Raw genomic sequence first — 8,525 nt, 5'->3', positions numbered from 1 at the left:
CACTTTTGAGAATGGTCAGGAGACCGGTCGTGTGACTCGCGATAGCTTTGTTTCCAAAGACCCAGTTGACAAGATTGTGGAAGTGGGAACCAAGGAAGAACAGCCAACGCAGCCAAGCAAACCTGACGCGCCAGTTAAGCCAGTCACTCCAGCTAAACTAGGCCAAACAAATGAAGCAAGGGCCACTCTGCCAAATACAGGAACAGTAGCAGATTCTGCTTCCCTTATGGGTCTCTTGCTGGCATTGACAGGATTGTTCCTGATGAAGAAAAAGGAAAAATAAGAATTCTCGTAATTCAAGTCATGTTAATCTTCAAGTTGAATAATATAAGTTTGTGAATTTTTCCCAAGCTAAATAGTCTAAGGTGGGAAGAAACAAAAATGATGATTTTTGCTCTCTTCTCACCATTTTATGGTTTTATAGTCTTAATTATGTCTATGGCAGAATTCACAAAGAAGGTATTTTTCCAACCAAAATCGAAAGCGCTTACTCTGATAAGAGGAGAAAAATAAAAACATGGATAAAAGATTTTTTGAAAAGAAATGTACATACAGCATTCGCAAGTATGCCGTAGGAGCTTGCTCGGTTCTGATAGGAGCTCTTCTATTTGGTTCTCAGTTGGCATCGGCAGCTGAGGTTGAGCCATCAAATTCAACCACGACTGTTAGCACGGTAGCAGATAGTGGGGAGAATCCTTCGGGGACGGTAGAAAAAGTAGAAGCGCTAACAGAACTGCCTGCTGAATTAGCAGATAAGTTAGCAAAAGCAGAGTCTGGGGAAAATGAAGCACCTGCTTCCAACAATAATGAAAACACTCATGAAGCACCTTCAGATACAGCTAATCCCAAGCCGGATCAGCCTGCTGCCAGTGCGGAAACCACTCATCCCCAACCAGCCCAGCCAGAACCGTCTGCACCAGCAAAAGAAGTGGTAAATACCCCTGATGTCAATCATTTATTGAATGCTCAGGTCAGAGCATCAAACCATGAGCAAAATACATCTAACACTGCTGACAAAGCGGTTGATGGAGACGACAGCAGCCGTTGGGCGACCGACCGAGATGCAGTAAATCCTCATCTGACGCTGACACTGGAGAAGACCACCTCCATCAAGCGACTGGAGATTGACTGGGACCGCAGAAAGAGAGCGGGCCAGCCTAATGACCCAAATGTGCAAGGTTGGAAACTCTACTATGCTACAGCAGAAGCTATCAATGAAGAAGAAGCTACTCGCAAATGGAAACTAGCCTACGAAAAAGATGGTCAACCTATCTTAGATGAAAGGGTTAATCTTGACACTCCGATTGAGGCTAAATATCTCAAGTTAGAAATCACCAAATACGCTGAGGGCAGCATGCGCTGGCGCAATGTCGGCATTCAAGAGTTACGGGCTTATTCCAATATTCCTGATCCAGCAAAAGTAACTAATCTTAACCAAGTAGAGTCGCTGACTCTAGCTCAAGATGGTCGCTCGCTAGTCATGCCTGAGTTACCAGGAGAAGTCAGCCTAGTCGGTAGCAATAAGAAAGGTGTGATTGACCTAAACAACAAAGTCTATCAGCCTCTAACAGCACAAACAGTCAAAGTATCTTTGCAACAAGTACATGAAGGCCAAACAGTGACCAAGGAATTTGAGATTCGAGTGCATGGCCGCTATGCAGACGAAGGTGTGGGAGACAAGCCGAAAGTTGCTCCGACCGTTCAGCAATGGCATGGTGAAGAAGGTCGTTCTTCCATTTTAGAAGATACTGTTCTTTCTGTGGGAGATTCAGGCTTTGATAAGGCGGCTAATTTCTATGCTAATGACTTGATTTCAAGAGGCTTAGAGCTAGCAAAGGGAGATAACACAGCTGCACACCGGATTGAGTTTAAAAAAGTAACGGACAAAGGTTATGGTGAAGAAGGCTATGGCATTACCATTCGGGACAATGTCTTTACCATTGAAGCACAGACCAATAAAGGTGCCTTCTATGCCACTCGGACCCTGCTTCAAATGGGCCAAGAAAATATCCAAAATGGTGAAATTCGAGACTTCCCAAGTTTCAGCCACCGTGGCTTCATGCTAGACACTGGCCGCAAGTTTATTCCTTATGATGCGCTTGTGGACATCATGCTCAACATGGCCTACTACAAGATGAATGACTTGCAATTGCACTTGAATGATAACTATATCTTCCTCAAGGAGCACGTGGCAGGTAAAAATCTGACCAGAGAGCAAGAGCTAGAGTATGTGCTCAATCATGCAGATACAGGCTTCCGTTTACAGACAGATATTGTAGGTGACAATGGCGTAGCCTTGACCTCTAAACAGCATTATACCAAGGAAGAAATGCAAAAACTCATCGCCTTGGCAGATGAACTAGGAATCAATCTGGTACCGGAAATCGATACACCAGGGCATGCCTTGTCCTTTGTCAAGGTTCGTCCAGACTTGATGTATCAAGGTCAGCTCAGTCCGAATAAGCACAATGTAGAACGTGTTGCCATGCTGGATCTAGACAAGCATTATGACGAAACTCTGCGCTTTGTCAAATCTGTTTATGATAAATTGTTGGATGGCGATGATGCTCCGCTACGTGGTGTCAAAACCATTCATATCGGGACAGACGAATACTATGGCAACAACGAAAACTATCGCCGTTATGTCAACGATTTGATCACCTATATCAAAGGTAAGGGCTATACGCCACGGTTTTGGGGCTCACTCAGCCGTAAGAGCGGCCAGACACCAGTTGATCTAAAGGATGTCGAAGTGGATATCTGGAGTTTGGGCTGGCAGCAACCGCAAGCAGCCCTGAAGGCCGGTGCTAAAATTATCAATATTACCGATGTTCCGACCTACAGTGTGCCAAATGGTAATAACCAGCAAGGAGCTTACGGAGACTATTCTTCTTATGAACATCAGTATAATCGCTGGACGCCAAATGACTTCACGACAGCAGGAAATGGTCCAAAACTAGCAGCTTCCAACCCTCATATCTTGGGCGGTGGACATGCGGTTTGGAATGATAATATTGACCTCCATGAAACAGGCATGACTTCTTATGATATATTCAAGCGCTTCTTTGAAGCAACAAGGGTCACTGCTGAAAAAACTTGGGGTTCCGACCGAACTGCAAGCAGCTTTGCTCACCGTACCTTACCACGTCCAGAATATATCTATGCACCAGATAGCAATCCAGAGTACAAGATTGATGATGCAGAGACTTATGACATCAATCCTAAGACTATCAAGCGCTATGATGCAATCAATGTTACAAAGACTGATCAAGGTCTGGTCTTTAACAAAGAAAGCAAGATTGAAAATGCTATCGGCAATGTCGGTCCAAGTCATGTGTTAAAAGTTAATGTAACGGTCACAGGAGATGGTGTTCAAGAGTTGGCTTCCAGTGAAGGAAACAAGCTCTACTTGTCTGATGAGTCAGGAAAAGTCGCTTATCAGTTTGAGCAACACCATATTCAATTTGACAAGACGCTGGAAAAAGGCAAACGCTATGAACTCGTCTTTGTCACCAAGCCTCAGTCAACGGAGCTCTATGTCAACGGTGAGAAGATTAATCGTCTTGCCAACCCAGCTCATCCAAGATTGGCTCACACTAGCTTGGTCTTACCTCTTGAGAAAATCGGCGGTTTTGAAGGTACCTTGCATAGCTTGAGCTTGTCTGACAAGCCATTTGTCAATCCGCGTTTGATTGCACAAGACCAGCTTGCCCGTGTGGAAGCAAGTAGTGAGCAGTTACCAGGAAACTCTACAGAAGGAGCAATCGCTAAGGCCTTTGATGGCAATCCTGCAACCTTCTGGCATTCACATTGGACGAAGAAGGATCCGTCTTATACGGTCACTATGACCTTGAAGCAGGCGACAGCTGTGAATGCGCTGACTTATCTCCCTCGCCCAGGCAGTGGAAATGGTCTTGCGATCCAGTACGAAGTCTATGCTAAAAAAGCTGGACAATTGGTCAAAGTAGCAGAAGGCACTTGGGCTAATAATACAGCTGAAAAGATCGCAAACTTTGAAGCTGTAGAAACGGACACGATTCAGTTGAAGATTTTGCAAGGAGTGGAAGGATATGCTAGTGCAGCGGAAATCAATCTTTTGAAACCGATCGCAGCATCAGATGAGCCAGCTACACCTCCAGCACCAAAACCAGATCCAAAACCAGAAACTCCAGCACCGAAAGATGATGGAACTGTCGAGCTGGAAGATACCTTTGTTGCTAAAAATCCAGCAGACCCAAGTACAGTTGAAGCTGCTTTGAGAAGCCAAGAATATCTCAATAAACAATACAAGGTCTTCCCAACTCCTCACAAGGTTACTTATGGAAATGGCTTGGTACGACTGGACCAAAAAGTCCATTTAGTGATCGGTGAGCAGGTTGATATTTATACCCGCAATCGTCTCAAGTCTATTTTGCAAAACAGCAATATTTCCTATACTACTGGTAAGACAGCAGAAGCAGGCGCAACCAATATCTATCTGGGAGTACACCAAACTGGCTCAAAAGCGGAAGAAGCACAGAGAACAGAGTCGGTCAACCAAGGACTATTTGATAAGATTGATGCTTATTCATTGGTTATCAAAGGCCAGCAAATTTCCATCGTCGGAAAAGATACAGATGCTGTATTTTATGGTTTGACAACGCTCAAGCATATGCTGAATGACAGTCAGGCTCCAGTTCTGCGCGAGGTCAATGTTGAAGACTATGCTGATGTGAAGAATCGTGGCTTCATCGAAGGCTACTATGGCAACCCTTGGTCCAATGAAGACCGAGCAGCCTTGATGCGCTACGGTGGTGATTTGAAACTGACCCAGTATTTCTTCGCACCAAAAGATGATCCATATCATAACAGCAAGTGGAGAGAACTTTATCCAAAAGAAAAACTAGAAGAAATCCGCCAGCTGGCTAAAGTGGGTAATGAAAATAAAACTCGCTATGTCTGGACCATTCATCCATTTATGAACAGTCGGATTCGCTTCCAGAATGATACGGTTTACCAAGAAGACCTGAATGCAATCAAGGCTAAATTTACCCAGTTACTGGACGTCGGCGTTCGTGAGTTTGGTATCCTTGCAGATGATGCAGCTCAACCTTATGGTGGTTACGAAAGTTACAATCGCTTGATGAAGGACATGACTGATTGGCTGACTGAAAAGCAAGCGACTTATCCAGGTTTGAAGAAAGAGATGATTTTTGTTCCGAGTCAATATTGGGGCAATGGTCGAGAAGACGAGTTACGTTCACTAAACCGAAATCTTCCGCAAAGCAGTATTATGACTCTGACAGGGGGCAAGATTTGGGGTGAAGTTTCCGAAAACTTCCTGACTCAACTGAAGAGAAACTTGGAAGCTTCTGGTCAACCTTATCGTCCAGTTCAGCTCTGGATTAACTGGCCATGTACGGATAATTCCAAGCAGCACCTCATCTTAGGCGGCGGTGAGAAATTCCTCCACCCTGGTGTGGATCCAAGCCTAATCGGTGGGGTCATGCTCAATCCGATGCAGCAATCAGAACCTTCTAAAATTGCGATCTTCTCAGCAGCAGAGTATAGCTGGAATATATGGAAAAATGAGGCTGAAGCCAAAGCTGTCAACGATATAGCTTTCAACTTTGCAGAAACAGGCCGCTTTACAGAGACCAAAGAATCTGCTGCCTTCCGCGAGCTTGGTAAGCACATGATTAACCAGCATATGGATACTCGTGTTGTGAAGCTAGAAGAATCTGTCGAACTGGCTCCGAAATTGACTAGCTTTATGACCAAGCTGAAAGCAGGCCAAGATGTCACAGCTGAGCGGAAAGAATTGAAGGCAGAATTTGCTAAATTAAAAGTAGCCGCTGAGACTTATAAAGCATCAGGTCATGAACGGATGCGCGAGCAGATTAAGTACTGGCTGGACAATACTATTGACCAAATGAACGCTCTAGATGCTCTCTTGACAGCCACTGAATCTATTGGTGGTAAAAATGCTGATGGGCTCTGGAATAATTACTACAAGGGCTTGAAAGCTTATGAGCAATCTAAGAAACATTCCTTCTGGTATGTCGACCACAATGAAAATGCTGAGCTTGGTGTACAACATATCCGTCCATTTATCCTCAACCTAAAAGAATACCTAGCGAAGGAAATTGAAAAAGAACTGAATCCAGATAAAGTCGTAACGACTTTTATTACCAACCGTACAGGTGCCGAAGGCGACTTGACTCAAGTGCTGGACGGAGACCTATTAACTCAGATTATCTTTAAGACTCCGACCCGAATTAGCACTGGTGATTATGTTGGGCTTCAGTTCAATAAGCCTGTTTCTATCAAGAAATTGAGCTTTGCTATGGGAGCTGTCAGCAATCCGAAAGACACCTTTAACAAGGCGAAGATTGAATACTTAAATGAAGCGGGTGAGTGGACTGCCCTTCCTCAAGGTAACTATGTCGGCAATGAGTCTGAAATTACACTAGAGAATCTCGACATCAAGGCTAAGGGTATTCGGATGGTGGCGACAGAAGATCGAGACAATACTTGGTTTGCTGTCCGTGAAATTGCGGTGAACCGTCCTCTTGAAAATGCCAAGAAGAAAGCTGGCAGCATTACCATCAGTTCAAATCTGGTCTATAAGCTCAATACAACGGCTGCTAAGATGACAGATAATAGTGACAGCTCAGAAGCAATGCTGGCAAGTTCTTCAATGGCAAACGGCGAACGCGATACAACACCAGTAGATGCTTGGGTGCAGCTGGATCTTGGTTCTCAACAAACAGTCAAGAAGATTCGTTTGGTACAAGGTGTGACAGATAAGCTGGCGGCGGGTGTCATTGAAGTTTCTACAGACGGTCAAAACTGGACAACAGTAGCCAACTTGACTGGTGAGCAAAGTAAAGAAGTTGAAACCAATCAGAATATCCGTTATGTACGCGTGAGAAATACGCAAAAGACCAATTTCTGGTGGCGCATTGGCAATTTCTCTGTCGAATCAGAGACTGGAACAGACCAATACACAGACACTAATGTGGAACAGCTCAAGGCTACCAAGGTAAATGAAAAACTGGGACGCTACGAAATGCAAATTCCGGCTGGAACAACTCTAGCTGCTGGACAATATCTTGGAATGAAGTTGGACCGTATCCATGAGATTCAAGATTTGAAACTGGGAGAGAATGCGAATCAAGCACTCCAGCTCCGCTATTCTCCAAATGGAGTAGAATGGTATAGTGCAGCTGACTTAGAAGACCACCAGCTCGTCCGCTATGTACGCCTTGAAAACAAGACGGATCAAGAACAGGCAATCGGTGCGACTTCTCTGCTTTTGACTACCAAGGAAATTCAGCCGACAACAATCGAGTCAACCAGCATGGGTATTGATCCAAACTACGGTAGCGGAGATGTCCGTAAGGCGAAAAACCTAGATCAACTCTTTGACGGTGACCTCAACACCTATGTTGAATTTTCTGATTATCCACAAACCGATGGTCATATGACTCTCAATCTTGGGGCAACCCGTCAAATTAAGAAGATTCGTGCCTACATCAAAGATGGTACACAGAACTATCTCCGTGACGGAAAGATCCAAGTCAGCGAAGACGGCAAGACTTGGACGGATGTGGTTTCGGTGGGTGACGGTCAGGAAAATCCAGCACGTGATGATTCCTTGACGGATGGCTGGACGCATGATTCACAGAAGCCAGGCAATCGCTATATTGAGGGAGAATTGCCGGCAGCAACCGCAGCTAAATATCTCCGAGTGCTCTATACAGCTCCTTATCGTCATCGTTTTGTTGGATTTACAGAGTTAGTTATCAATGATGGAGAATACACTAAGTCGGTCAACAACCCAACTGTAGAGGGTACCGGTACAGAAAGCAAGTCATCTGAAAAGAATAATATAGCAGATGGCAATATTCTCAGCAGCTACAAGACGACTCAAGATAGCGGTGAGTTGATTTACCATCTATCTGAAAAGACAGAATCCAACCACATTCGCCTGATTTCAGATGTTCCAGCAGGAAGCACAGCGCATGTCTGGGCAAGAATCGTATCCAAAGATGGTCAAACAGCATGGCAAGATTTAGGTGCGGTTACCACAAGTTTCCAAACCTTCCAGCTCGCTAACAGTGCACACTTGCTCGATGTTAAGCTGACATGGGAAGGCGGACGACCAGAGTTCTATGAAATCTCCACCTACCATGTGGAGGTAAGTGACACTCCAACGCCTCCAGTTCACAAGACGACTCCAGATGAAGGTGTTAAGATTCCAGTAGTTGAACAACCACGCTTGGATGTGGTAACTGAAGCTCTACCGTTCAACACCGTTGAACGTGAAAATGCACAATTGCCTAAGGGGACACGAAAAGTTGTCCAAGAAGGCAAAGACGGTGAGAAGACGATTCTGGTTGAAGTGACCATTGAGAATGGTCAAGAAACCGGCCGTGTGACTCGCGATAGCTTCATTTCCAAAGCCCCAGTCGACAAGATTGTGGAAGTTGGCAAGCCAGTCGAGCAAGTCACCCCAGCGGAAGGCGTCAAGAATCTTGTCG

At 44.9% G+C, this 8,525-nt stretch carries 2 protein-coding genes; both read left to right on the top strand.

The genetic code is table 11. From position 1 onward, the window contains the following. Window positions 1-283 (top strand): LPXTG cell wall anchor domain-containing protein (locus STRDD04_RS03215; protein ID WP_156469043.1); only part of this gene is annotated, 283 nt, incomplete at its 5' end. A gap of 234 nt (window positions 284-517) precedes the next feature. Further along, window positions 518-8,525 (top strand): beta-N-acetylglucosaminidase domain-containing protein (locus tag STRDD04_RS03210; protein ID WP_062199296.1); only part of this gene is annotated, 8,008 nt, incomplete at its 3' end.

The sequence above is a fragment of the Streptococcus sp. DD04 genome, from assembly GCF_001578725.1.
GTDB lineage: Bacteria > Bacillota > Bacilli > Lactobacillales > Streptococcaceae > Streptococcus > Streptococcus sinensis.
The sequence above is the reverse complement of the archived record's forward strand: the minus strand, read 5'-3'. Positions and strand labels throughout refer to the sequence as shown.